Genomic DNA, 22870 nt, shown 5'->3' with positions numbered 1-22870 from the left:
AGTTCTGGCTCCACCGTGTCCCCGAAGCCGCTCCTTGTCAAGAAGGAATGTTCGTTCTACGTTTGGGCCATGGCCCGCGTATCCCAGGCGCACCTCGACGCCCGCCGCCGTCAGATCCTCGACGGCGCCGCCCTCTGCTTCGCCCGCAACGGCTTCCACGCCACGTCCATGCAGGACGTCCTCAAGGAGGTCGACCTCTCCGCGGGCGCCGTCTACCGCTACTTCAGCGGCAAGAACGAGCTGATCGCCGCGATCGTCTCGGAGGTGATGGGCGAGATCCGCGGCGCCTTCGAGGACGCCGCCCGGCAGAGCCCGCCCCCCACCCCGGACGCCCTGATCCCCGCCGTCCTCGGCAGGGTCCTGAAGACCCGCGAGTTCCTCCACGTCGACGGAGAACCCGCCTTCCCCCGGCTGGTCCTCCAGGTCTGGACGGAGACCGCGCGCAACGAGGAACTGGCGGCCGTCCTGAGCGAGGGCTACCGGGCGGTCCGCGCGGCCTGGGCCACCGTCGTCGGCGCCTACCAGGAGAGCGGGATGATGCCCGCCGACGTCCCCGCCGACGACGTGGCCCGCACGATGATCGCCACCGTCCAGGGTTTCATCGTGCAGCAGTCGCTGTTCGGGGCGGTGCCCGTCGAGGTGCTCAGCGGCGGACTGCGGGCGCTGATGAGCATGGGCGGCCCGCGCCCCGCCGGCTGATCGGCGAGCCCCGCTCGGTTAACGCGCCCGAAACCCGCGACAACTAGCCTCCCCTCCACGCCACCAGGGACTTTGCCCGGTGACCGCGGCGAGCCGGGCCCCGCACGGCCCGGAGCGAGAAGGTGAGGTGGGACGTGCAACTGACCCCGCACGAGCAGGAGAGGCTGCTGATCCATGTGGCCGCCGACGTGGCCGAGAAGCGCCGCGCCCGAGGACTCAGGCTGAACCACCCCGAGGCCGTCGCCCTCATCACCTCGCACATCCTGGAGGGCGCCCGGGACGGCCGTACCGTCGCCGAACTCATGGCCTCCGGACGGGCGATCCTCACCCGGGACGACGTCATGGAGGGCGTCCCCGAGATGATCCACGACGTCCAGGTCGAGGCGACCTTCCCGGACGGCACCAAGCTCGTCACCGTCCACGACCCGATCGTCTGAGGGGCGGGCCGATGATCCCCGGAGAGATCCTGTTCGCCGACGGGCCGATTGCCTACAACGAGGGCCGCGAGGTCACCCGTCTCACCGTCCTCAACGCCGCCGACCGCCCCGTCCAGGTCGGCTCCCACTACCACTTCGCCGAGGCCAACCCCGGCCTGGAGTTCGACCGCGGCGCCGCGCACGGCAAGCGGCTCAACGTCGCCGCCGGCACGGCCGTACGGTTCGAACCCGGTATCCCCGTCGACGTGGAACTCGTCCCGCTCGCCGGCGCCCGGATCGTGCCCGGACTGCGCGGCCGGACCGGAGGTGCCCTGGATGCCTGAGATCTCGCGAGCCGCCTACGCCGACCTGTTCGGCCCGACCACCGGCGACCGTATCCGGCTCGCCGACACCGATCTGCTGATCGAGATCGAGGAGGACCGCAGCGGCGGCCCCGGACTCGCCGGGGACGAGGCCGTGTTCGGCGGCGGCAAGGTCATCCGCGAGTCCATGGGCCAGTCGCGTGCCACGCGCGCGGAGGGCACCCCCGACACCGTCGTCACCGGCGCCGTCATCGTCGACCACTGGGGTGTCGTCAAGGCCGACATCGGCATCCGCGACGGCCGGATCACCGGCATCGGCAAGGCGGGCAACCCCGACACCATGGACGGCGTCCACCCCGATCTCGTCATCGGCCCGGAGACCGAGGTCATCGCGGGCAACGGCCGGATCGTCACCGCGGGCGCCATCGACGCCCACGTCCACTTCATCTGCCCGCAGATCGCCGACGAGGCGCTCGCCTCCGGCATCACCACCCTGCTCGGCGGCGGCACCGGCCCCGCCGAGGGCTCCAAGGCCACCACCGTCACCCCAGGCCCCTGGCACCTGGCCCGGATGCTGGAGGCGATGGAGCAGTACCCGGTCAACTTCGGGCTGCTCGGCAAGGGCAACACCGTCTCCCACGAGGCGATGCTCTCCCAGATCCGCGGCGGAGCCCTCGGCCTGAAACTCCACGAGGACTGGGGCTCCACCCCCGCCGTCATCGACGCCGCGCTCACCGTCGCCGAACGGACCGGTGTGCAGATCGCCATCCACACCGACACCCTGAATGAGGCCGGGTTCGTCGGCGATACCCTCGACGCGATCGCCGGACGCGGCATCCACGCCTACCACACCGAGGGTGCGGGCGGCGGGCACGCACCCGACATCATGACGGTGGTCTCCGAGCCGCACGTCCTGCCCAGCTCGACCAACCCGACCCGGCCGTTCACCGTCAACACCGCCGAGGAACACCTCGACATGCTGATGGTCTGCCACCACCTCAACGCGGCCGTCCCCGAGGACCTCGCCTTCGCCGAGTCCCGCATCCGGCCCTCCACCATCGGCGCCGAGGACATCCTGCACGACCTGGGCGCCATCTCGATCATCTCCTCCGACTCCCAGGCCATGGGCCGGGTCGGCGAGGTCGTCCTGCGGACCTGGCAGACGGCGCATGTGATGAAGCGACGGCGTGGCGCGCTGCCGGGGGACGGGCGGGCCGACAACCACCGGGTACGGCGTTATGTCGCCAAGTACACGATCAACCCGGCCGTCGCCCAGGGACTCGCGGGCGAGATCGGCTCGGTGGAGCGCGGGAAGCTCGCCGACCTGGTGCTCTGGGAGCCCGCGTTCTTCGGCGTCAAGCCGCACCTGGTGATCAAGGGCGGGCAGATCGCCTACGCGCAGATGGGCGACGCCAACGCCTCCATCCCGACGCCGCAGCCGATCCTGCCCCGGCCGATGTTCGGCGCCATCGGGCGGGCGCCCGCCGCGAACTCGGTCAACTTCGTCGCCCCAATGGCGGTCGAGGACGGGCTGCCCGAGCGGCTGGGGCTCGGGAAGCGGTTCGTCGCGATCGAGTCCACGCGGGCCGTGACCAAGGCGGACATGCGGGAGAACGCGGCGCGGCCCCGCGTCGACATCGACCCCGACAGCTTCGCCGTACGCATCGACGGGGAGCTGGTCGAGAGCGAACCCGCCGCCGAACTGCCGCTCGCGCAGCGGTACTTCCTCTTCTGATGTCCAGGGCGGCGCTGCTCGTCCTGGCCGACGGCCGGTTCCCCGCCGGGGGGCACGCGCACTCCGGCGGGGCCGAGGCCGCGGTGAAGGCCGGGCGGATCACGGACGCCGGGAGCCTCGCGGAGTTCTGCCGGGGGCGGCTGCACACCGCCGGGCTGGTGTCCGCCTCCCTCGCCGCGGCGGCGGCGCTCGGGGTCGACCCCGGGGAACTGGACGCCGCGGCCGACGCGCGGACGCCGTCGCCCGCGCTGCGGGGCGCCTCGCGGCGGCTCGGGCGGCAGTTGCTGCGGGCGGCGCGGGCGACGTGGCCCTCGGGCGAACTGGACGCGGTGGGACGGGACTTCCCCAAGGGGGCGCATCAGCCGGTGGTGCTGGGGGTGGTGGCGCGGGCGGCGGGGCTGGGGGAGGCCGACGCGGCGTACTGCGCGGCGTACGAGAGTGTGAGTGGGGCCGCGTCGGCGGTGGTGCGGTTGCTGAGTCTCGACCCGTTCGATGCGACGGGGGTGCTGGCGCGGGTGGCGCCCGAGGCGGACCGGGTGGTCGAGCGGGCGGTGGCGGCGGGGCGGGCTGCCGTGGGGGACGGGGTGGATTCGCTGCCCTCGGCGTCCGGGCCGTTGCTGGAGATCGGGGCGGAGGCGCATGCGCGGTGGGGTGTGCGGTTGTTCGCGTCCTAGGGTTCTCGCCCCCGCCGCCCCTTCCCTTCCCCAAGCTCTCGGCTTCGCTCGAGCAGGGGGGACCCCCATCGACCCTGGGGCTCCGCCCCCAGACCCCCGTTTTCGGCCTGGACGGCCTCGGTCTCAAGCGCCGGACGGGCTGACAGTAGTTGCCCTGCGTCATGAAGGAGCCGTCTTATGCATCTTGATCACTCATACGAAGGTTCTGTTGCCGTCAGCGCCGACGCTCGGCGGGGCGACGGGTCCCGGCGGGCGCTGCGGGTCGGGCTCGGGGGGCCCGTGGGGTCCGGGAAGACCGCGACCGTCGCCGCGCTGTGTCGGGCGTTGCGGGACGAGTTGTCGCTCGCTGTCGTGACGAACGACATCTACACCCGGGAGGACGCCGAGTTCCTGCTGCGGGAGGCCGTGTTGCCGCCCGAGCGGATCACGGCCGTCGAGACGGGCGCCTGTCCGCACACCGCGATCCGGGACGACATCTCCGCCAACCTGGAGGCCGTGGAGGACCTGGAGGACGAGGTCGGACCGCTCGATCTGATCCTGGTGGAGTCGGGTGGGGACAACCTCACCGCCACCTTCTCCAAGGGGCTGGTGGACGCGCAGATCTTCGTGATCGACGTGGCGGGTGGCGACGACATCCCGCGCAAGGGCGGGCCCGGGGTGACCACCGCCGACCTGCTCGTCGTCAACAAGACCGACCTGGCGCCGTACGTCGGCTCCGACCTGGCGCGGATGGCGGCGGACGCCAAGGCGCAGCGGGCCGGACTGCCCGTGGTCTTCCAGTCGCTCCGCGGCGAGGCCGGGGTCGCGGAGGTCGCCGCCTGGGTGCGGGAGCGGCTCGCCGCGTGGACGGCGTGACCGTGAGCGGGGTCGCCGCCACCGCCCGGATCGGAGCGCGCGGCGACGGCAGGGGCGGTACGGCGCTGCCGGTGCTGGAGGGCGACGGGCCGCTGGCCGTGCGGCGCACCCGGGGGAGCGGCGGCGAGGCGCGGGTCATGCTCGTCGGCGCGATGAGCGGGCCCCTCGGCGGTGACCGCTTCGCCGTGGAGACCGAGGTGGGCGAGGGCGCCCGGCTACGCGTCGGGTCGGCCGCCGCCACCATCGCGCTGCCGGGGCAGTCCAAGGGCGAGGCGCGCTACGACGTCCGCCTCACCGTCGCCGACGGGGGCGAACTGCACTGGCTGCCCGAGCAGTTGATCTCCGTGGCGGGCAGTGACCTGTACGTCACCACCCGCGTCGACCTCGCGGCGGGCGCCCGGCTCGTGCTGCGGGAGGAGCAGGTGCTGGGGCGGGCGGGGGAGGAGCCGGGACGGCTGACCAGCCGCCTGGTGCTGCGGATCGCCGGGCGTACGGTGCTCGACCAGGAGCTGGCCTGTGGGCCCGGCGCGCCGGGCGGCTGGGACGGGCCCGCCGGGCTCGGCGGTCATCGGGCCGTGGGGCAACTGGTCGTCGTACGCCCGGAGTTCGCGCAGGCGCCGGTCACCGCCCGGCCGGTCGGGGAGAGCGCCGCGGTGCTGCCGCTGGCCGGACCCGCGGTCCTGGTGACTGCCGTCGCACCGGACGCGCTGCTGCTGCGACGGCTGCTCGACGGGGCGCTGGCCGAGCTGGATTAGGTCAGCGTGCGTCCAGCCAGGCGTCCTCCGCCGCGTAGTCGAAGAGGTCGCCGTAGGCGGCGTGCATCCTGGGGTAGGACTCGCGCCAGTCGGGCTGGGCGGTCAGACGGCGTTCGATCCAGGCGATGGTCTCCGGGAGGGTGTCGGCGTAGGAGACCACCGGGCGGTAGCCCAGGGCGCGTTCGGCCGCGGACATGTCGCAGACGACCGGGACCGGTACCGACCACGGCGTGTCGCCGACCGTCGGCAGCGGCGGCGGGCCGTCCACGAGGACCGTCTCGGGGGCGACGCCCATCACCGCGTCGATGGCGGTGGCGATCTGAAGGACCGTGGGAGCCTCCGGGTCGCAGGCGTTGAGGGCGCGGGAACCCGGGCGGGCGGCGGCGAGGCGGATCAGTTCGGCGAGGGTGTGCACGCTGACCGGGTGGAAGCGGCTGCCGCCGCCGTAGGCGATGACGCGGCGCCTGCGGCCGTCGAGGTTGCGCTTGACGAAGTACAACTCGCGCGGGGTGCGGCAGTGCGGGCCGTGGACCGCGCCCGCGCGCAGCAGCGTGACCGGCAACGCGTCGGCGGCGGCCAGGAGTTCGCGCTCCAGGGCAGCCTTGCCCGTGCTGTACGACGCGTCGCCGGGGGCGATGGTGCGTTGCGTCTCCGGGATCGGCACCGGGTACTCGGGGAAACCGTCCGGTTCGGCCTGGGTGTCGAAGTTGCGGCCCTTGTCGTCCTCGTACACCGAGACACTGGAGACGACCACGGCCGAGCCGACCCGTCCGGCGAGGGACGTCAACTGCCGGGCGTGCGCGGTGCCGTAGGCGACGATGTCGACGACCACGTCGCAGTCGTCGCCGATCGCGGCGGACAGGGCCTCGTCGTCCGCGCGGTCCAGCCGCAGGGCCTGTACCTCCTCGGGCCAGGACGGGTCCCGGTCGCCGCCCCGGGAGGCGGCCGTCACCCGCCAGCCGTCCTCGGCGAGGGCCCGCACGGCGGAGCGCCCGATCTGGCCTGTCGCTCCGATCACCACTGCGCGTCGTGTCATGGGGCGACCGTAGGCGTCCGCAGGCGTGGACGGTATGCGGTTCGGCTGAGAGCAGAGCGTCAGCCGAGCGGGAGCCGGGGGCGTCGGCGGCCCGCCGTGCGCTCCTTCGCCGCGGCCTCCTCCTCCGCCTTCACCACGGCCGCGTACCGGTCGACGTACTCCTGCCCGGACAGCTTCAGGATCGCGTACATGATCTCGTCGGTGATGGCCCGCAGCACCGCCTTCTCGTTCTCCATCCCCGCGTAGCGCGAGAAGTCGAGGGGCTCGCCGAAGCGGATCACCACCGGGTGGAGACGGGGGACGACCTTGCCCGGGGGCTGGGCCTCGAAGGTGCCGATCATGGCGCACGGCACCACCGGGGCCTGCGCCCGCAGCGCCATCACGGCCACGCCGACCTTGCCCTTGTACAGCCGTCCGTCGTGCGAGCGGGTGCCCTCGGGGTAGATGCCGAGCAGTTCGTCCTTGGCGAGCACACCGAGGCCCTCACGGATCGCGGCCTGGCCCGCCTCCTTGCCGGAGCGGTCGACCGGGATCTGCCCCACGCTGTGGAAGAACGCGGCGGTGAGGCGGCCCTTGATGCCCGGCCCGGTGAAGTACTCCGCCTTCGCGAGGAAGGTGATGCGCCGTTTGAGGACCGCGGGCATCAGGAAGTGGTCCGAGAAGGAGAGGTGGTTGCCCGCGACGATGGCGGCGCCCGACGCCGGAATGTGCTCCAGGCCCTCGATCCGGGGCCGGAAGAGCAGTCTCAGCAGCGGTCCCAGCAGAACGTATTTGAGCACGTAATAGAACAAGGCGGTCGCCCCTCACTGCGCTGGTCCGCTGGGCCTGTCGGGTTACGGCAGGTCAACCGGCGTGTCGTGGCGCCAGTGTAGGCGCGGGCGGCGATCGCCGTAACCCGGCGGACTCCTGGGGGAGCCGCCGGGTCACGCCTCCGGGTGCTCTGTCAGGCCGCCAGGACCTTCTCCAGGGTGCCGAGCGCCGACTCCAGCTCGCCGCTCGTGATGGTCAGCGGCGGCGCCAGCCGGATCGTGGAGCCGTGGGTGTCCTTGACCAGGACGCCCTCGCGCATCAGCCGCTCGCTGACCTCGCGTCCGGTGCCGATCGCCGGGTCGACGTCGACGCCCGCCCACAGCCCGCGCGCCCGGAAACCGACGACGCCCTTGCCGACCAGGGAGGCCAGACCGCCGCGCAGCACCACGCCCAGCTCGGCCGCCCGGCGCTGGAACTCGCCGGTCTCCAGCAGTTCGACCACGGCCGTGCCGACCGCGGCGGCCAGCGGGTTGCCGCCGAACGTCGAACCGTGCTCGCCCGGCCGCAGCACGCCCAGCACCTCCCGGCGCGCCACCACCGCCGACACCGGCACGATGCCGCCGCCGAGCGCCTTGCCGAGCAGCACCACGTCCGGCTCGACGCCCTCGTGCTCGACGGCGAGGGTGCGGCCGGTGCGGCCGAGGCCCGACTGGATCTCGTCCGACACGAACAGGCAGCCCTTGCGGCGGGTCAGCTCCCGTACTCCGGTGAGGTAGCCGTCGTCGGGGACGACCACCCCGGCCTCGCCCTGGATCGGCTCGATCAGCACCGCCGCCGTGGTGTCGTCGACGGCGGCCTCCAGCGCGGCCAGGTCGTTGTACGGCACGATCCGGAAGCCCGGGGTGAAGGGGCCGAAGCCGGTGCGGGCGGTCTCGTCGGTGGAGAAGCTGACGATGGTCGTCGTACGGCCGTGGAAGTTCTCCGCCGCGACCACGATCGTGGCCTGGCCGTCCGGGACGCCCTTCACGTCGTACGCCCACTTGCGGGCCACCTTGACGGCGCTCTCCACGGCCTCGGCGCCGGTGTTCATCGGCAGCACCATGTCCAGGCCGGTCAGCCCGGCGAGCCGCTCGGCGAAGGCGGCGAGCCGGTCGTTGTGGAAGGCGCGGGAGGTGAGGGTGAGCCGGTCCAGCTGGCGGTGCGCCGCCGCGATCAGGTCCGGGTGGCGGTGGCCGAAGTTGAGGGCCGAGTAGCCGGCCAGCATGTCGAGGTAGCGACGGCCCTCGACGTCCTCGACCCAGGCGCCCTCGGCGCGGGCCACCACCACCGGCAGCGGGTGGTAGTTGTGCGCGAGGACGGGTTCCTCGGCGCGGATCAGGTCGGCGGACGTACGGGTGCGCGCGGGTGCGGTCATCAGCGGATCTCCTGGGTGCAGCACTTGATGCCGCCGCCTGCCTTGTGGAACTCCGACAGGTCGACGGGGACGGGGACGTAGCCGCGCTGTTCCAGCTGGTCGGCGAGCGCGGTCGCCTCCGGGGCGATGAAGACATGGCGGCCGTCGGAGACGGAGTTGAGGCCGAAGGCCATCGCGTCCTCCCGGGTGGCGAGCACCGCGTCCGGGTAGAGGCGGGCCAGCACCTCACGGCTGCCGGGCGAGAAGGCGTCCGGGTAGTAGGCGACGGTGTCCTCGTCCAGCACGAACAACGCCGTGTCCAGGTGGTAGAAGTACGGGTCCACCAGGGTCAGACCGATCACCGGGACGCCGAAGAACTCCTGCACCTCGCGGTGGGCCGCCACGGTGGTACGGAACCCGGTCCCGGCGAGGACGTAGCGGCCGGCGGGGACGAGGTCGCCCTCGCCCTCGCAGATGTTCTCGGGGCGGTAGACGTCGTAGCCCGCCGTCTTGAACCAGGTGTCGTAGTGCAGGGACTCCGGGCGCCGTTCGGGCGCGTGGAAGAGGGAGCCGAAGACCCGGCCGTCGAGGACGACGGCGGAGTTCGCGGCGAACACCATGTCGGGGAGCCCGGCGACCGGCTCGACGGTGTCGACGGTGTGCCCATGGGCGCGGTAGGCACGGACCAGGGCGTGCCACTGCTCCCGGGCGAGACCGACGTCGACCCGGACCTCGGGGTGCATCCAGGGGTTGATCGCGTACTGCACGGCGAAATGTCTGGGTTCACAGACCAGAAAGCGCCTGCGGCGCGGCACACGGCACTCGGACACAGAGGGGTTCCTCCGCTTCCTGCGGTGTCGAGGGTGGACGACACATGACGACACGGGACAACACGGTGACATCACCGTAGGAAGCGGGACCGACGCCCGACAAGAACAGAATCCTGCACGTCCACGCAGGATCACTGCGTCTTCGCCGTTCTCAGCGCACGTCCGTTGCGCCGTCCGGCGCCGCTTGGTTCGCTCCCGCCTCAGGACTGTCCGGGAGCAGATGGGACAGCACCATCACACTGATCGTCTTGCGGATGAACGGTTCGGTGCGGATGCGTTCCAGCACCTCCTCGAAGTGCTCCACGTCCCGGGCCCGCACGTGCAGCAGCGCGTCCGCGCCGCCCGTCACCGTCATCGCCGCGGTGATCTCGGGATGGTTGCGCACCACCTCCGCGAGGCGCCGCGGGGGCGCCGCGCCCTCGCAGTACACCTCCACGTAAGCCTCGGTCCGCCAGCCAAGCGCGGACGGCTTCACCGTCGCCGTGAACCCGGTGATCACCCCCGTCTCCCGCAGCCGGTCCACCCGGCGCTTCACCGCCGTCGACGACAGCCCGATCGCCGCGCCGATCTCGGCGAAGCTGGTACGGGCGTTCGCCATCAGGGCGGTGAGGATCTTCCGGTCCAGCTCGTCGAAGGGCGTCGGCCTGCTGTTCATGCGCCGACTGTATCCAGCCACAAAGGTCATCGTCCGACACGTGTGCAGGCGTACGGATTCCTCCTACACTCCACCTTCATGCTGCGCGCCCTGGCTGTCGACGACGAACGCCCCTCGCTGGAGGAACTCCTCTACCTGCTGCACGCCGATCCCCGCATCGGCAGCGCGGAGGGGGCGGGCGACGCGACGGAGGCGCTGCGCCGCATCAACCGCGCCCTGGAATCCGGACCGCACGGGCCGGAGGCCATCGACGTCGTCTTCCTCGACATCAACATGCCCGGCCTCGACGGCCTCGACCTGGCCCGGCTGCTCACCGGGTTCGCCCGGCCGCCACTGGTCGTGTTCGTCACCGCGCACGAGGACTTCGCCGTCCAGGCCTTCGACCTCAAGGCCGTCGACTACGTCCTCAAACCCGTCCGCAAGGAACGCCTCGCCGAGGCGATACGCCGCGCCGCCGAACTGCGCGGCAGCACCGCCCCCGCCATCCCCGTCCACGAACCCGACCCGGACCACATACCCGTCGAACTGGGCGGCGTCACCCGCTTCGTCGCCGTCGACGACATCACCCACGTCGAGGCACAGGGCGACTACGCTCGGCTGCACACCGACAAGGGCAGCCACCTCATCCGCGTACCGCTGTCCACCCTGGAGGACCGCTGGCGCTCCCGGGGCTTCGTCCGCATCCACCGCCGCCACCTGGTCGCCCTGCGCCACATCGGCGAGCTACGGCTCGACGCGGGCACCGTCAGCGTCCTGATCGGCGAGGAGGAACTCCAGGTCAGCCGCCGTCACGCGCGAGAACTGCGGGACCTGCTGATGCGCCGGACCACGAGCTAGCGAGAGGCCCGCCGCGATGCCCCAGGAACCCGCCCCCGAACGCCGCGTCGTCGTCACCGGCCCGCCCCGCCGCACCAGCAGGGCGCCCGGCTACTACCGGCCGCGCACCGAGATCGACGAGCAGACCACCCTCGGCCACACCTACGTCCGCTCCCTGATGCGCACCCAGCTGCGCGCCGCGCTCGGCGTCTGTGCCGTCCTCGTCCTGCTGGTCGCCCCGCTCCCGCTGCTGTTCGCCTCCACCCCGGAGGGCCGCAGGCTGACCTGGCTCGTGCTCGGGTTCGCCCTCTACCTGCCGCTGGTGCTCCTCGCCCGCTGGTACGTGCGCCGCGCAGAACGCAACGAACGCGACTTCGTGCGCCTCGTGGCGGACGAGCGCCTCGTGGAGGACGAGAACGAGGCACAGGACCGCTGAGCCACCATGAACGAGAACTACGCCGTCCCCGCCGTCGCCCTCGTCGTCGTCGCCACCGTCTTCGTCGGCGCCTTCGGCCTGCGCATCTCCCGCACCACCTCCGACTTCTACGTCGCCTCCCGCACCGTCGGCCCCCGCCTCAACGCCGCCGCCATCAGCGGCGAGTACCTCTCCGCCGCCTCCTTCCTCGGCATCGCCGGCCTGGTCCTCGTCCAGGGCCCCGACATGCTCTGGTACCCCGTCGGCTACACCGCCGGATACCTCGTCCTGCTCCTCTTCGTCGCCGCCCCGCTGCGCCGCTCCGGCGCCTACACGCTGCCCGACTTCGCCGAGGCCCGGCTCGCCTCCCAGTCGGTACGGCGGCTCGCGGGCGCCTTCGTCGTCGGCGTCGGCTGGCTCTACCTGCTGCCCCAGCTCCAGGGCGCCGGACTCACCCTGACCGTCCTCACCGGCGCGCCCGACTGGCTCGGCGGCATCATCGTCGCCGTCGTCGTCACCGCGACCGTCGCCGCGGGCGGCATGCGCTCCATCACCTTCGTGCAGGCCTTCCAGTACTGGCTCAAGCTCACCGCCCTGCTCGTCCCCGCCCTCTTCCTCGTCCTCGCCTGGCAGGCCGACGGCGCGCCCCGGCACGCCTTCGACGAACCCGCCACCTTCCGCGAACAGCGCGTGGTCCGCGTCGACGCCACCCTCGACCTGAAACTGGAGCGCCCGCTGACCGTCACCGTGACCGGGAAGATCGACGGCCGCCCGCACGAGGCGGAGACACTGCGGCTGCCCGCCGGGACCCACCGCGTCGACCAGGGCACCCGGCTGACCTTCGACCGCGGCGACCCCGTCCCGGAGGCCGACCGCGGCAGCAACGGCGGCATGTCCGCCTCCCTGGCCACCGGACGCGACGAACGCCCCCTGTACGCGACGTACGGGCTGATCCTCGCCACCTTCCTCGGCACCATGGGCCTGCCGCACGTCGTCGTCCGCTTCTACACCAGCCCGCACGGCGTCGCCGCCCGCCGCACCACCGTCGCCGTGCTCGCCCTGATCGGCGCCTTCTACCTGCTGCCGCCCGTCTACGGCGCCCTCGGGCGCCTCTACGCCCCCGAGCTGGTCCTCGCCGGGCACGCGGACGCCGCCGTCCTGCTGCTCCCCGAACGGGTGATCGGCGGCCTCGGCGGCGACCTGCTCGGCGCGCTGGTCGCCGGCGGGGCCTTCGCCGCGTTCCTGTCCACCGCCTCCGGGCTCACCATGGCCGTCGCCGGGGTGCTCACCCAGGACGTGCTGCCCGCGCGAGGCGTACGGCACTTCCGCCTCGGCACCGTCCTCGCCATGGCCGCGCCGCTCGCCGCGAGCGTCCTGGTCCCCGGGCTGCCGGTGGCCGACGCGGTGGGCCTCGCCTTCGCCGTCTCGGCGTCCTCGTTCTGCCCGCTGCTCGTCCTCGGCATCTGGTGGCGCCGGCTGACCCCGCCCGGCGCCGCCGCCGGCATGCTGGTCGGGGGCGGCTCCGCGTTCCTCGCCGTCACCGCCACCATGGCGGGCTTCCCCGGCACCGCCTCCCTGCACACCCTGCTCGCCTGGCCCGCCCTGTGGTCGGTGCCGCTGGGCTTCCTCACGATGATCCTGGTCTCCCTGGCGACCCCGGCCCGGGTCCCCGCCGGCACGGCGGCGATCCTGGCCCGCTTCCACCTGCCGGAGGAGCTGAGGGCGGAGGTGAAGCAGTGACCACCGGATTCCTCGCCGGGCTGTGCGTCGCCGTGCTGCCGGTGCTGGCGGCCGGGTTCTGGCTCGGGCGGCGCACCGCGCCCCGGCCCAAGAGCCACGTCGGGCTCGGCACCCCCGTCGAGCACGCCACCTTCCAGACCCTGCACACCGCCTCCCTCGCCGCGCCCCCGCTGCGGGCCGGGCTGACCGAGGAGACCGCCCGCAAGTCGGCCCGCAGACTGCGCTCACTGCTCGGCACCGACGCGCTGTGCCTGACCGACGAGCGGGAGGTGCTGGCCTGGGACGGGGTGGGCGGCCACCACCGGGCCGAGATCATGGAGAAGCTGGCGGGACCGCTGGAGAGCGGCCGGGGCGAGGCGTTCCGGCTGACCTGCGACACCCCCGACTGCCCCGTCCGCTGGGCGGTGGTCGCCCCGCTCACCGTCGACGACCGGGTGCACGGCGCACTGGTCGCCTGCGCGCCCCGGGAGTCCGCCGTGCTGGTGCGGGCCGCCGGCGAGGTCGCCCGCTGGGTCTCCGTACAGCTGGAACTCGCCGACCTCGACCGCTCCCGCACCCGGCTGATCGAGGCCGAGATCAAGGCCCTGCGCGCCCAGATCTCCCCGCACTTCATCTTCAACTCGCTCGCGGTGATCGCCTCGTTCGTCCGCACCGACCCCGAGCGCGCCCGTGAGCTGCTGCTGGAGTTCGCCGACTTCACCCGCTACTCGTTCCGCAGGCACGGCGACTTCACCACCCTCGCCGACGAGCTGCACGCCATCGACCACTACCTGGCCCTGGTCCGCGCCCGCTTCGGCACCCGGCTCTCGGTCACCCTCCAGATCGCCCCCGAGGTGCTTCCGGTCACCCTGCCCTTCCTCTGCCTCCAGCCGCTCGTGGAGAACGCCGTCAAACACGGCCTGGAGGGCAAGGCCGACAAGTGCCACATCAGCATCACGGCGCAGGACGCCGGGGCCGAGGCCCTGGTCGTCATCGAGGACGACGGCGCCGGCATGGACCCGGAGCTGCTGCGCCGCATCCTCGCGGGGGAGGAGAGCCCGTCCGGCGGCATCGGACTCTCCAACGTCGACGACCGGCTCCGCCAGGTCTACGGCGACGACTACGGCCTCGTCATCGAGACAGCGGTCGGGGCGGGCATGAAGGTCACCGCCCGGCTGCCGAAGTACCAGCCGGGCGTGCACTGAGACCGCGCCGCTCAGGTACTGCGGGTGGCGACCATCCCGAGCGTGATCAGACCCAGCACGACCCAGCCGAACCACAGCCAGCCGTTGCTGCCGAGCGCCACCGTGTAGGCCGTCACCACGACGAGTCCGCCGACGGTGAGCACCCCCATCGTCCTCGTCGAACTGTCCGTAGAACCGGGCATCGCGACACCCTCCTCATGGTTCGTCCCCCTCCATGGTGCCCTGGTTCCGCCCCGGCACTCAGCTCCCGCGTGCGTTCAGGGAGGCCAGATAGGCGTTGTACGCCTCCAGCTCCTTGTCGCCGTCGCGGTCGGCGGCCCGGTCCTGGCGCTTGGCCTGCCGCTGGTCGGAGGCGTACCACTGGAACATCAGTGCGATAAGTACCAGCACGGACGGGATCTCGCTGAACGCCCAGGCGATCCCGCCCGCCGCGTTCTGGTCGGAGAGCGCGTCGATACCGAGCGAGGCGGGCGGATGGGCGTACGTGTCCACCATCGGCGTCGAGGCCATCATCAGCGCGATGCCGAAGAACGCGTGGAACGGCATGCCCGCGAACAGCTCCAGCATCCGCATCAGGTAGCCGGGCCGGTGCGGGCCCGGGTCGATTCCCATGATCGGCCAGAAGAACACCAGACCCACGGCGAGGAAGTGCACCATCATCGCGATGTGCCCCGGCTTGGACTCCATCAGGAAGTCGAACAGCGGGGTGAAGTAGAGCGCGTAGAGGCTGGCGATGAACATCGGGATGGTGAAACCGGGGTGCGTGATCACCCGCATGTACCTGCTGTGCAGCAGGGCCAGCAGCAGCTCACGCGGCCCCTTCCGCCCCCGTCCGGCGGGCGGCAGCGCGCGCAGCGCCAGGGTGATCGGGGCACCGAGCAGGATCAGGATCGGCGACAGCATGCTGATCACCATGTGCTGCACCATGTGCACGCTGAACATGACCATGCCGTAGTCGTTCAGCTTGGTGCACATCACCAGCGCGATGGTCAGCACCCCGCCCGCGAACGCCACCGTCCGCCCCACCGGCCACTTGTCCCCCCGCCTGACCAGCCGCGCGACACCCCAGCCGTACAGGGCCAGCCCCAGCAGACACGCCACCAGGAAGAACGCGTCCGGCGACCACTGAAGTCCCCGCCCCAGCGTGAACGGCGCCAGACCGACACCCATCCCATGCCCGCTGTGGTCCATCCGCCTGGCTCCTGATTCGTGGGGGTTGTGCCCTTTGGTCCGCCCCAAGACTAGAGCGACCCCCGGCAGCACCTGCGACCGGGGGCACGGATACGTACCTCAAGGGGCGCGGGGAACTGCGCGACCAGCCACAGACCACCCGCACCCGCCGACGAACCTAAAGCACCCCTTCGGCCTCCGCGTACCGGGATTCCGGCACCCTCTTGAGGGTCTCCACCGCCTCCGCCAACGACACCATCGCGATGTCCGTCCCCCGCAGCGCGGTCATCATCCCGAACTCCCCCCGGTGCACCGCCTCCACCGCGTGCCACCCGAACCGCGTGGCCAGCACCCGGTCGTACGCCGTCGGCGTCCCCCCGCGCTGCACATGCCCGAGGATCACCGGCCGTGCCTCCTTGCCGAGCCGCCGCTCCAGCTCCACCGACAGCTGCCGGGCGATCCCGGCGAAGCGCTCATGGCCGTAGACGTCCTTGCCGCCCTCGTCGAAGGCCATGGTGCCGGGCTTCGGCTTGGCCCCCTCCGCCGCGACGACGATCGCGAACCGCTTGCCCGCCTCGAACCGCTCGCCGACCTTCGCGGTCAGCTCGTCGATGTCGAAGGGCCGCTCGGGCACGACCACGGCGTGCGCCCCGGCCGCCATCCCGGAGTGCAGGGCGATCCAGCCGGTGTGGCGCCCCATGACCTCCACGATCAGCACCCGCTGATGGGACTCGGCGGTGGTCTTGAGCCGGTCCAGCGCCTCCGTGGCGACACCCACCGCGGTGTCGAAGCCGAAGGTGACGTCGGTGACGGCGATGTCGTTGTCGATGGTCTTGGGCACGCCGACTATCGGCAGCCCGTTGTCGGAGAGCAGCCGGGCCGCCTTGAGCGTCCCCTCGCCGCCGATCGGGATGATGGCGTCGAGACCGAGTTCCCCGACGTACCCCCTGGCCCGCTCCACCCCGTCCCGCAGGTGCTCGGGCCGGACCCGGGAGGAGCCGAGGACGGTGCCGCCGCGGGCGAGGATGCCGCTCACCGCGTCGAGGTCGAGCTTGAGGTAGTCGCACTCCAGGAGGCCCTTCCAGCCGTCCCGGAAACCGATGACCTCGTCGCCGTGGTCGACGACGGCACGGTGCACGACGGACCGGATGACGGCGTTCAGACCGGGGCAGTCACCGCCGGACGTGAGGACACCAATGCGCATAGCCCGAAACACCTTCTCGAAAGGGGCCAGGCCGGACCGCGCTGTCCGGCTCGATCCCCGCCACCCTAACGTCGCAGGGGGGCGGGGACGCACCGTGCGTCCGCTTGCTGGACGACCGCGCTCACCTGTGCGGACGCCCCGTCAGACGGGCTTACGCGGTCTGCGCCTGGGCGGCCGCGATGCGCTCGTTGCGGAGCGCCTCGTACCAGCGGTCGTCGGTCGGCGGGAGCGCGTTGACGTCCAGGGCCAGCTTCAGCAGCAGGTCGGCGATCTGCGGATTGCGGGCGAGGACGGGGCCGTGCATGTAGGTGCCGAAGACCGTGTCGTTGTACGCGCCCTCGGTGCCGTCGCCGGTGCCGTTGCCGTTGCCGAACCGCACCTGGGCCAGCGGGCGCGCGGTGGGCCCGAGGTGGGTGACGCCCTGGTGGTTCTCGAAGCCGGTCAACGGCGGCAGGCCGAGCCGCGGGTCGACGTCCCCGAGCACGTCACCGACGCACCGGTCGCCCTCGCCGCGCACCGAGACCACGTCGAGCAGACCGAGGCCGGGCTCGCGCTGGCCGAGGTCGTTGACGAACTCGTGGCCGAGGATCTGGTAGCCCGCGCAGACCGAGAAGACGATCGCGCCGTTCTCCACGGCCCGGTACAGATGGCCGTCCCGGCGCAGCCGCTCCGCCGCGAGGCGCTGCGGCCGGTCCTCGCCGCCGCCGATGAGGTAGATGTCACCGGAGGTCGGGATGGGCTGGTCGCTGCGCACGTCGAGACGGGCCACGTCGAGGCCGCGCTGCCGGGCCCGGCGTTCCACGACGAGGACGTTGCCCTGGTCGCCGTAGGTGCTGAGCAGGTCGGGGTAGATCCAGACGACCCGCAGTTGGTTGTCGCTCACGAAGATTCCCTGAAGTCGTGTGGTCAGTTGCCGACGCGGCGGCGCAGGTCCTGGAAGGCGGTGTAGTTGGCGATGACCTCGATCCGGCCGGGCGGGCACATCTGCACCGCCTGGTCGAGGTTCTCGCAGACCTGGAACTGCTGGTTCGCGACCTCCAGCCGCACCGCGAGGTCCAGCTTCCGGTCGCCGATGACACAGATCGGGTGCCCGGTCAGCCGCGCGTAGTCGACGTCCCACAGCCAGGACGTGTCGGTGCCGTCGGCGCCGCGGGCGTTCACCGAAAGGATCACCGGCGTGGGCGGCGGGTCGATCAGGGAGAACGTCTCCAGCCAGCCCGCGGGGTTCTTCGCCAGCAGCAGCCTGAGGTCGCGCTGCATGAACTGCACGACGTCGTACCGCCCGGCGACCGCCTGCACCTGGTACATACGCTCCAGCGCCACCTGCGGCGGTACGCCGAACACGGCGGCGACGGCGGCCGAGGAGGCGGCGTTGGCCTTGTTGGCCCGGCCCGGCAGCTGGAGGTGGATCGGCCAGGCGGAGCCGTGCGGGTCGAGGACGTGGTCGCCGGAGAGCGCCCAGGTCGGCGTCGGACGCCGGAACCCGCACTCGCCGCAGAACCAGTCGTCGCCGGGCCGCTGCATCACACCGCCGCAGGACGGGCAGGACCAGGCGTCGTCCTTCCACATCTGGCCCGCGGCGACCCAGATCACGTTGGGGGAGGACGACGCGGCCCACACCACCAGCGGGTCGTCGCAGTTGGCGACGACGACGGCCTTGGAGCCGGCCAGGCCCTCACGCCAGTTCTCCGCGAGCATCCGGGTCTCGGCGGCGCGGTCCAGCTGGTCGCGGGAGAGGTTGAGCAGGGCGATGCACTTCGGGTCGGTGTCCCGGGCGACCCCGGCGAGGTACTTCTCGTCGACCTCGATCACGCCGTACCGGGCGTCCGAGCCGCCCGCAAGCGCCGAGGTGATACCGGCGGGCATGTTGGCGCCGAGCGCGTTGGAGACCACCGGCCCCGCGGCCCGCAGCGCCTCGGCGATCAGCCGGGTGGTCGTCGTCTTGCCGTTGGTCGCGGAGACGAGGATCACGTCCAGGTGCTGCGCGAGCCGGGCGAGCAGGTCGGGGTCGAGTTTGAGGGCGACCCGGCCGCCGATCACCGATCCGCTGCCCCGCCCCGCGGCACGGGATGCCGCCGCTACCGCCTTGCCCGCGGTCACGGCGATCTTGGCCCGCGGCGTGAGCGGGTCCGAGTTGCCTGCCATCAGTCCTCGATCCTCCTTGCGTACGCGCCGCGCATCTGCCAAACGGCAACGTGGTGGTGGTCAGCCTATCGAGATCCATTCGCACTCCCGAATTGCGGCACCGTCACGATCCGGCAGCGCGGCGGACGCGACGCGGAGAACCGTACCCTTGCGGCCATGCGACAAAGCTCCATCCCGGGCGCCCGTGGCCGCGTCCGCCCCCTGACCCTGCTGGGCGACCCGGCCCTGGTCACCCCCTGCGCCGAGGTCACCGACTTCGGCCCGGAACTGGCCCGGCTCGTGGAGGACTTGTTCGCCACGATGTACGCCGCGCGGGGCGTGGGCCTCGCGGCCAACCAGGTGGGGGAGGGGGCGCGGGTCTTCGTCTACGACTGCCCCGACGACGAGGACGTCCGGCATCTCGGACATGTGGTCAACCCGCGCCTGGTGCGGGCGGACGGCATCCGGCTGCGCGGGCCGGAGGGGTGCCTGTCCCTGCCGGGCCTTGAGGCGGGCACGGAGCGCTACGACCACGCGGTGGTCGAGGGGTTCACGGTGACCGGTGAGCCGGTCACGGTGCACGGCACGGGGTTCTTCGCGCGGTGCCTCCAGCACGAGTGCGACCACCTGGAGGGCCGCCTCTACGTCGACCACCTGACGGGGTGGCGCAGGCGCCGGGTGCTGCGACAGGCTGCGCGGGCTTCGTGGCGCCGGGAGCGATGACCCGCCCAGGGGCGCGGGGAACTGCGCGAGCAACCACGAACAACCCGCACCCGAAAGACAACGGTCAGAAACCCGGACCTCCTACGCGATCCCCGGCGGCAGCCAACCGGCCCCACAGCAGGTCGGCCAGACTCCGCACCAACTCCGCCCGGGTGCAGGGCCGTTCGCCCAGCCACCAGTCCCCGGCGGCGTGCATCATCCCGACGATCCCGTGTCCCCACACCCGCGCCAGCTGCTGGCTGCCCGGTCCGAGGTCCACCCGCTCCTCGATCACCTGGGCCAGCTCCTCGCCCATGCGCCGGAGCAAGGGCGCGCTGTGCTTGCCGACGTCGAACTCCTGGTCGCTCTGCGACCCCTCGGCCGGATGCATCAGGAACCGGTAGACCTGGGGGCGGGCCTCGATCGCCGCGAGGTAGGTGTCGAGGGTGGACTCCACGCGCTCCCGGCGCTCCGCCGGGGCGTCCAGCGCGGCCCGCAGGGAGGCGAGCAGCGCGTCCGTGTGCCGCTTGGCCAGCGCGGCGTACAGGCCGCCCTTGTCGCCGAAGTGCCGGTAGAGGATCGGCTTGGTGATGCCCGCCTCCGCGGCGATGGCGTTCATGGAGGCCTGCGGTCCGTCGCGCAGCACGACCCGGTCGGCGGCCTCCAACAGCTCGCGTCGGCGGCGGTCGGCGGACCGCTGCTGCCCGGTCCGCTGTGTGGTGTCCATCGGTTCTCCCCACCCGTGCTGGTTCGGTGACGCCTGCGCAAACTAACACCCGACACGTCTCGGCGATCGAACGGGCTGCCGAGGGGTAGTCGTGAGTTGACTTTTCTTACCCACGGGTAACACACTGCTGTTACCGCTAGTAACACCATTGCGCCGCTGGAGGGGACATGGCCGAGTTCACCATGGAGCTCAACGACGAACAGAAGGAGGTCCGGAGCTGGCTGCACGGCTTCGCCGCCGATGTCATCCGGCCCGCGGCCGCCGAATGGGACGAGCGTGAGGAGACTCCCTGGCCGGTCATCCAGGAGGCCGCCAAGGTCGGCATCTACTCCCTCGACTTCTACGCGCAGCAGTACTTCGACCCCACCGGCCTCGGCATCCCCATGGCCATGGAGGAACTGTTCTGGGGCGACGCGGGCATCGCCCTGTCCATCGTAGGCACCGGCCTCGCCGCCGTGGGCGTCCTCGCCAACGGCACCGAGGAGCAGATCGGCACCTGGATCCCCCAGATGTACGGCGATGCCAACGATGTCAAGGTCGCCGCCTTCTGCTCCTCCGAGCCCGACGCGGGCTCCGACGTCGCCTCCATGCGCACCCGGGCGGTGTACGACGAGGCCAAGGACGAGTGGGTGCTCAACGGCACCAAGACCTGGGCGACCAACGGCGGCATCGCCAACGTCCACGTCGTCGTCGCGGTCGTCGACCCCGACCTCGGCTCCAAGGGGCACGCCTCCTTCATCGTCCCGCCGAACACGCCCGGTCTGTCCCAGGGCCAGAAGTTCAAGAAGCACGGCATCCGCGCCTCGCACACCGCCGAGGTCGTCCTCGACGACGTACGCGTGCCCGGTTCCTGTCTGCTCGGCGGCAAGGAGAAGCTGGACGAGCGGCTGGCCCGGGCCCGCGAGCGGGCCAAGCAGAACGGTGAGCGCGTCAAGAACGCGGCGATGGCGACCTTCGAGGCGTCGCGCCCCGCCGTCGGCGCCATGGCCGTGGGAACCGCCCGCGCCGCGTACGAGGTGGCCCTCGACTACGCGACCACCCGTGAGCAGTTCGGCCGCCCGATCATCGACAACCAGGGCGTCGCCTTCCAGCTCGCGGACATGCGCACCCAGATCGACGCCGCGCGGCTGCTGGTCTGGCGCGCCTCCTGGATGGCCGTCAACGGCAAGCCGTTCACCGCGGCCGAGGGCTCGATGTCGAAGCTGTTCGCCAGCGAGACCGCCAAGAAGGTCACCGCCCAGGCGATCCAGATCCTCGGCGGCAACGGCTACACCCGCGAGTACCCGGTGGAGCGGATGCACCGCGACGCGGCCATCTACACCATCTTCGAGGGCACCAGCGAGATCCAGCGCCTGGTCATCGCCCGCACCCTGTCGGGGATGCCGATCCGCTAGGCCGGGTCCGGCGGGCCGCCCATCCGTGCGGCCCGCCCCGGTGTCCGGCCTACGCGGTCTCCTCCTCCACCGCTGGCCCCCGCCCGTTCAGCACCTTGCGCACCCAGCCCTCCGTCAGGCCGAGACCGGCCGCGAGCCTCGGCACCGGGACGCCCCGGCGGTGGGCCGCCCGCACCATGGCGTTGCGGCGGGCCTGTATCCGCTCGGTGGCCCGCTTGCTCGCCACCGTCCGGTGCAGCACCACGGCCAGCCCCAGCAGCAGCAACCCGGCCATGTCGTCCCGCCCACGCCCCATCGGACCCCCTGTCGTCGAAGCGGCCTCACACCCAACGACCACGGTCACCGGGGGGACAGGACGCCCACAAGGGCGTGAACCGGGCGCACGGACTCCCGCGCGCTCCCCGTCGGACACCCGCCGGGTACCGTTCCGCCCCATGAACCGAGGACGGTCACGGGCGCACCTCACCAGCGGCGGCCCCACCTGGGAGCAGCGACGGGCGGCGGCCGGGCGGACGGGCTTCACCCGATCCCAGCAGACCGCACGCGCGCCGCTGCTGAAGGCCCTGGCCCAGCTCGCCGCCGCTGTGGACCGGCGCGACTGGCGTGCCGCGCGGACCGCTCGCTCGGCGGCCTGGGCCGAGGCCGACAAGCTGGCCGACTACCTGACCCGGGAGGAGCGGAGCAGGCTGGGCGAGTACCGGCGCCGTATCCTCGCGGGCGAGGCCCGCGACCGCCGCCCCGGCCCGCTCACCGGTGCCTGAGCGGCGTCAGCTGTTCGATGTCGTAGCGCCTGCGCAGCTCCTCGATGGCAGCGTGGTCGGGCGGGCCGCCGTTGCCGAGGATCTCCAGCAGTTCCTCGAAGTAGCGCTCGTGGTCCGGCGGCGGCGAGGACTGGAAGAACATCTTCGCCGGGGCGTCCATCGGGTTCGCGAACGCGTGCGGACAGCCCGGCGGTACGACGAGGACCGTGCCGGGCGTGGCGCGCACCACCCGGTTGCCCGAACTCGACTCCCACGTCCGCCAGTTGTCGGGGGTGCGGACACGCGGCTCGAAGGCGAGCACGTCCAGCTCGCCCTCCAGCACGTAGAACAACTCCTCGCTGCGCGTGTGCACATGGGCCCCCACGTCGAAGCCCGGCGGCACCAGCACCTCGAAGGTCGACGCCATCCGCGAGTGCGAGCCGGTCACCTTGAAGGTGACGTGCTGGGCGGGCGTCTGGACCACCCGCCCCTGGCCGGGCGGCACCAGCAGCCCCTCCGTCGCCGTCATCGGC

At 72.2% G+C, this 22870-nt stretch carries 27 protein-coding genes; 14 read left to right on the top strand and 13 right to left on the bottom strand.

Annotated elements, in window-relative coordinates:
- Positions 1–69 precede the first annotated feature (69 nt).
- The 7 genes from KBY47_RS06045 to KBY47_RS06015 all read left to right on the top strand — a co-directional run bounded on the left by KBY47_RS06045 (position 70) and on the right by KBY47_RS06015 (position 5457).
- On the top strand, positions 70–699 hold the full coding sequence (locus KBY47_RS06045; RefSeq protein ID WP_210919873.1) for a TetR/AcrR family transcriptional regulator: 630 nt from the start codon (positions 70–72) through the stop codon (positions 697–699).
- 134 nt (positions 700–833) lie between these two features.
- Positions 834–1136, top strand: a complete 303-nt coding sequence (locus KBY47_RS06040; protein ID WP_210919872.1) for an urease subunit gamma — start codon at positions 834–836, stop codon at positions 1134–1136.
- A gap of 11 nt (positions 1137–1147) precedes the next feature.
- Positions 1148–1459: an urease subunit beta gene (locus tag KBY47_RS06035; protein ID WP_210919871.1), complete on the top strand. Its 312-nt coding sequence runs from the start codon at positions 1148–1150 to the stop codon at positions 1457–1459.
- Complete coding sequence (locus KBY47_RS06030; RefSeq protein WP_210919870.1) at positions 1452–3173, top strand: urease subunit alpha; 1722 nt, start codon at positions 1452–1454, stop codon at positions 3171–3173. The genes KBY47_RS06035 and KBY47_RS06030 overlap by 8 nt, the downstream gene beginning before the upstream one ends.
- A complete protein-coding gene (locus KBY47_RS06025) occupies positions 3173–3847 on the top strand; it encodes an urease accessory protein UreF (RefSeq protein ID WP_210919869.1) in 675 nt (224 codons plus the stop codon). The genes KBY47_RS06030 and KBY47_RS06025 overlap by 1 nt, the downstream gene beginning before the upstream one ends.
- 177 nt (positions 3848–4024) lie before the next feature.
- Positions 4025–4702 carry an urease accessory protein UreG gene (ureG, locus tag KBY47_RS06020; RefSeq protein ID WP_210919868.1) on the top strand — a complete coding sequence of 226 codons (678 nt, stop codon included), beginning with the start codon at positions 4025–4027 and terminating at the stop codon, positions 4700–4702.
- Complete coding sequence (locus tag KBY47_RS06015) at positions 4690–5457, top strand: urease accessory protein UreD (protein ID WP_210919867.1); 768 nt, start codon at positions 4690–4692, stop codon at positions 5455–5457. Before ureG ends, KBY47_RS06015 begins: the two co-directional genes overlap by 13 nt.
- A gap of 1 nt (position 5458) precedes the next feature.
- On the opposite strand, the gene KBY47_RS06010 is transcribed toward KBY47_RS06015, so the two are convergent.
- The 5 genes from KBY47_RS06010 to KBY47_RS05990 form a co-directional block, all read right to left on the bottom strand.
- The gene (locus KBY47_RS06010) at positions 5459–6478 is read right to left on the bottom strand and encodes an NAD(P)-dependent oxidoreductase (protein ID WP_210919959.1); all 1020 of its coding nucleotides are present in this window, start codon (positions 6476–6478) and stop codon (positions 5459–5461) included.
- Positions 6479–6552: 74 nt separating this feature from the next.
- Complete coding sequence (locus tag KBY47_RS06005) at positions 6553–7284, bottom strand: 1-acyl-sn-glycerol-3-phosphate acyltransferase (RefSeq protein ID WP_210919866.1); 732 nt, start codon at positions 7282–7284, stop codon at positions 6553–6555.
- Positions 7285–7436: 152 nt separating this feature from the next.
- The gene (gene rocD, locus KBY47_RS06000; protein ID WP_210919865.1) at positions 7437–8657 is read right to left on the bottom strand and encodes an ornithine--oxo-acid transaminase; all 1221 of its coding nucleotides are present in this window, start codon (positions 8655–8657) and stop codon (positions 7437–7439) included.
- Entirely contained in the window at positions 8657–9466 is an 810-nt protein-coding gene (ddaH, locus tag KBY47_RS05995; protein WP_210919864.1) for a dimethylargininase, read from the bottom strand. The genes rocD and ddaH overlap by 1 nt, the downstream gene beginning before the upstream one ends.
- 151 nt (positions 9467–9617) lie before the next feature.
- Entirely contained in the window at positions 9618–10121 is a 504-nt protein-coding gene (locus tag KBY47_RS05990) for an Lrp/AsnC family transcriptional regulator (RefSeq protein WP_210919863.1), read from the bottom strand.
- A 78-nt stretch (positions 10122–10199) separates the two neighbouring features.
- Between KBY47_RS05990 and KBY47_RS05985 the strand changes: the two genes are divergently transcribed.
- The 4 genes from KBY47_RS05985 to KBY47_RS05970 are packed head-to-tail and all read left to right on the top strand — an operon-like array spanning position 10200 to position 14276.
- Positions 10200–10958 carry a LytTR family DNA-binding domain-containing protein gene (locus KBY47_RS05985; RefSeq protein WP_210919862.1) on the top strand — a complete coding sequence of 253 codons (759 nt, stop codon included), beginning with the start codon at positions 10200–10202 and terminating at the stop codon, positions 10956–10958.
- A gap of 16 nt (positions 10959–10974) precedes the next feature.
- Positions 10975–11373 carry a hypothetical protein gene (locus KBY47_RS05980; RefSeq protein WP_210919861.1) on the top strand — a complete coding sequence of 133 codons (399 nt, stop codon included), beginning with the start codon at positions 10975–10977 and terminating at the stop codon, positions 11371–11373.
- Between the two features lie 6 nt (positions 11374–11379).
- Entirely contained in the window at positions 11380–13092 is a 1713-nt protein-coding gene (locus KBY47_RS05975) for a cation acetate symporter (RefSeq protein WP_210919860.1), read from the top strand.
- Positions 13089–14276 (top strand): sensor histidine kinase, encoded by a 1188-nt coding sequence (locus KBY47_RS05970; protein ID WP_210919859.1) that lies wholly within the window; start codon positions 13089–13091, stop codon positions 14274–14276. The genes KBY47_RS05975 and KBY47_RS05970 overlap by 4 nt, the downstream gene beginning before the upstream one ends.
- An 11-nt stretch (positions 14277–14287) precedes the next feature.
- Here KBY47_RS05970 and KBY47_RS05965 read toward each other — a convergent pair whose 3' ends face one another.
- From KBY47_RS05965 to KBY47_RS05945, 5 genes are all read right to left on the bottom strand, one after another.
- Positions 14288–14458 carry a hypothetical protein gene (locus KBY47_RS05965; RefSeq protein WP_210919858.1) on the bottom strand — a complete coding sequence of 57 codons (171 nt, stop codon included), beginning with the start codon at positions 14456–14458 and terminating at the stop codon, positions 14288–14290.
- Positions 14459–14516: 58 nt separating this feature from the next.
- Positions 14517–15467, bottom strand: coding sequence for a cytochrome c oxidase assembly protein (locus tag KBY47_RS05960; RefSeq protein WP_210919857.1), 951 nt, complete (start codon positions 15465–15467; stop codon positions 14517–14519).
- Between the two features lie 157 nt (positions 15468–15624).
- Positions 15625–16650 carry a 6-phosphofructokinase gene (locus KBY47_RS05955; protein WP_210919856.1) on the bottom strand — a complete coding sequence of 342 codons (1026 nt, stop codon included), beginning with the start codon at positions 16648–16650 and terminating at the stop codon, positions 15625–15627.
- Between the two features lie 151 nt (positions 16651–16801).
- On the bottom strand, positions 16802–17533 hold the full coding sequence (locus tag KBY47_RS05950; RefSeq protein ID WP_210919855.1) for a type 1 glutamine amidotransferase: 732 nt from the start codon (positions 17531–17533) through the stop codon (positions 16802–16804).
- Between the two features lie 23 nt (positions 17534–17556).
- Entirely contained in the window at positions 17557–18795 is a 1239-nt protein-coding gene (locus tag KBY47_RS05945; protein WP_210919854.1) for a MurT ligase domain-containing protein, read from the bottom strand.
- Positions 18796–18951: 156 nt separating this feature from the next.
- Between KBY47_RS05945 and def the strand changes: the two genes are divergently transcribed.
- Positions 18952–19497: a peptide deformylase gene (def, locus tag KBY47_RS05940; RefSeq protein WP_210919853.1), complete on the top strand. Its 546-nt coding sequence runs from the start codon at positions 18952–18954 to the stop codon at positions 19495–19497.
- A 64-nt stretch (positions 19498–19561) separates the two neighbouring features.
- Here the strand turns inward: def and KBY47_RS05935 are convergent, their stop codons facing one another.
- Positions 19562–20203, bottom strand: a complete 642-nt coding sequence (locus tag KBY47_RS05935; RefSeq protein WP_210919852.1) for a TetR family transcriptional regulator — start codon at positions 20201–20203, stop codon at positions 19562–19564.
- A gap of 167 nt (positions 20204–20370) precedes the next feature.
- Here KBY47_RS05935 and KBY47_RS05930 point away from each other — a divergent pair, with 167 nt between their 5' ends.
- Complete coding sequence (locus KBY47_RS05930; protein WP_210919851.1) at positions 20371–21597, top strand: acyl-CoA dehydrogenase family protein; 1227 nt, start codon at positions 20371–20373, stop codon at positions 21595–21597.
- 49 nt (positions 21598–21646) lie between these two features.
- Here KBY47_RS05930 and KBY47_RS05925 read toward each other — a convergent pair whose 3' ends face one another.
- A complete protein-coding gene (locus KBY47_RS05925; protein ID WP_210919850.1) occupies positions 21647–21892 on the bottom strand; it encodes a hypothetical protein in 246 nt (81 codons plus the stop codon).
- 139 nt (positions 21893–22031) lie between these two features.
- On the opposite strand from KBY47_RS05925, the gene KBY47_RS05920 reads away from it, so the two are divergent.
- On the top strand, positions 22032–22358 hold the full coding sequence (locus KBY47_RS05920; protein ID WP_210919849.1) for a hypothetical protein: 327 nt from the start codon (positions 22032–22034) through the stop codon (positions 22356–22358).
- On the opposite strand, the gene KBY47_RS05915 is transcribed toward KBY47_RS05920, so the two are convergent.
- Positions 22345–22866 carry a cupin domain-containing protein gene (locus KBY47_RS05915; protein WP_210919848.1) on the bottom strand — a complete coding sequence of 174 codons (522 nt, stop codon included), beginning with the start codon at positions 22864–22866 and terminating at the stop codon, positions 22345–22347. The genes KBY47_RS05920 and KBY47_RS05915 overlap by 14 nt on opposite strands.
- Positions 22867–22870 lie beyond the last annotated feature (4 nt).

The organism is Streptomyces sp. B93, assembly GCF_018070565.1.
In the GTDB taxonomy this organism is placed as follows: Bacteria; Actinomycetota; Actinomycetes; order Streptomycetales; family Streptomycetaceae; genus Streptomyces.
Note: the sequence above shows the minus strand (reverse complement) of the source record. Positions and strands in the feature narration are given on the sequence as shown.